This is a genomic window from Aeromicrobium sp. CnD17-E, assembly GCF_024124745.1.
In the GTDB taxonomy this organism is placed as follows: Bacteria; Actinomycetota; Actinomycetes; order Propionibacteriales; family Nocardioidaceae; genus Aeromicrobium.
Map to the genome: position 1 here is coordinate 1 of NZ_JAMXRU010000197.1, position 2,052 is coordinate 2,052.

Sequence of the window (2,052 nt, forward strand, 5' to 3'; positions counted from 1 at the left end):
CGCTCGACGGCCTGGAGCCCGAGCGCGCCGTGGTGCTGGCCCGGGCGTTCGCCCTGTACTTCCAGCTGGTCAACATCACCGAGCAGCTGCACCGCTGGCAGGAGCTGACGTTGAGCAGCGAGGGCCCTCACCTGCGCGCCGTCACGGAGGAGGACGCCGCCGCTGCTGCGGCGGCCGCGGCCGAGGAGGCCGCGCGCGAGACGCGCACCGCGTCGGGTCGAGCCACCCTGCCGGGCCTGCCCGTCGAGGAGGTGCTCGTGGCCGTCGTCCAGGCGGCGCAGCGGATCCTCGGCAGCGACTGGGAGCACCGGCTGGCCGTGGCGGTCGCAGCGCTGCGCAAGCGTCTCTCGGGCGACTTCGAGGTCGACGACTTCGGCTTCGACCCGCAGCTCGCCGAGGTCCTGACGGCCGCGTTCGAGCCCATCGCGGAGAAGTGGTTCCGGCTCGAGGTCCGCGGCGCGGAGAACATCCCGAGCGAGGGTGGCGCGCTGCTCGTCGCCAACCACTCCGGCACGGTGCCGATCGACGGACTCATGACGGGCTACGCGGTCAAGCGTCACGGGGGTCGCGACCTGCGTCCGCTGGGTGCCGACCTCGTGTTCGCCCTCCCGTTCGTCGGCCAGGTCGCCCGACGCGCCGGCGCCACGCTCGCGTGCACGCAGGACGCCGAGCGTCTGCTGGGCTCCGGCGAGATCGCCGGGGTGTGGCCCGAGGGCTTCAAGGGCATCGGCAAGCCCTTCGCCGAGCGGTACAAGCTCCAGCGCTTCGGCCGCGGCGGGTTCGTGTCGTCGGCGCTGCGGGCCCAGGTCCCGATCGTGCCCGTCTCGATCGTCGGGGCCGAGGAGATCTATCCGCTGGTCGGCAACGTGCCGTCGCTGGCGCGTCTCCTGGGGCTGCCGTACCTGCCCATCACGCCGTTCTTCCCGCTGCTCGGACCGCTCGGGATGATCCCGCTGCCCAGCAAGTGGATCATCGAGTTCGGCGAGCCGATCCGCACCGACGCCTACGAGCCTGACGCGGCCGACGACCCGATGCTGCTCTTCAACGTCACCGACCAGGTGCGCGAGACGATCCAGCAGACGCTCTACCAGCTGCTCGTCGAGCGGGGCAACGCCTTCTTCTGAGCAGGGGTGCCGCGGGGACGCGTACCTGTCGCTCCCGCTGAGGGCAGGCGCCCTGCTGGGTGTGCGGCTACTTCTTGGGGCCGAGCAGACCGCCGAGCAGGCCGGGCACGAGGCCCTCCTGGTCGTCGTCGCCCAGGAGACCGTCCAGCAGCGGGTCGGTGACGGTGCCGACGCCCTTGCGCGGCGTCGCGGTGGGCGTCGGTGCCGGCAGGGTCGGCACCTGCACGAGCGGCGGCGCGGTGGACGGGGTGACCGTCGACGGCGCGGTGGAGCCAGCAGCGGCCGACGGCGACGGTGCGGCGGTGGAGCGGCCGGCCGAGGCCTCGCGTCGCGACCCGGAACCGGAGTCGGCCGGGGCGAGCACCGAGCGGACGACGCCGACGAGCGAGCCGAGGTCGGCGCTGCCACAGCTGGCGCAGAGTCGGCTGGCCTGCCCGGCGAGGTCGGTGACCGCGGCGGCGGCGGCGGAGAACGACTCCGACGCGTCGGCGGGCACGTCGGCCGCCATGGTCGTGAGGTCGACGGCCGAGGCGGCGGCGAAGTCGTTGACGGTGGTGATCGAGGCCGTCGAGCCGTCGGTGTCGTAGGCGTCGAACAGCGAGGCCGAGCCCTGCTCGGCCTGCGTGCTGAACTCGTCGAGCAGGGCCGGGACCTGGGCACGGGCGGCGGGGGAGCCGTCGGCGATCACGGCACGGACCTCGTGCAGGCGCTCGGCCGCGAGCTCGAGACGCTGGGTGCCGCGTGCCTCGTCGGAGCGGTGCAGCGCGAGCTCGACGTCCTCGACCGTCCGCTTGACGGGGTAGAGCACGTCGCCCGGGAGGGCGGAGGCGCTGCTGGCCACGAGGCCGACGACGCCGAGGGACGACACGGCCGCGACCGCTGCGGTGGCGAGGCGTCGACGCGCGCGCGACGGGGCGGTGGTCGGAGC

Annotated in this window: 2 protein-coding genes; one reads left to right on the plus strand and one right to left on the minus strand. The window is 74.0% G+C overall.

The annotated features are described in order from the left end of the window. On the plus strand, nucleotides 1–1,124 hold a 1,124-nt coding region (locus NH339_RS18030; RefSeq protein WP_253027380.1), incomplete at its 5' end, for a lysophospholipid acyltransferase family protein. 67 nt (nucleotides 1,125–1,191) lie between these two features. Here the strand turns inward: NH339_RS18030 and NH339_RS18035 are convergent. Next, on the minus strand, nucleotides 1,192–2,052 hold an 861-nt coding region (locus NH339_RS18035; RefSeq protein WP_253027382.1), incomplete at its 5' end, for a DUF5667 domain-containing protein.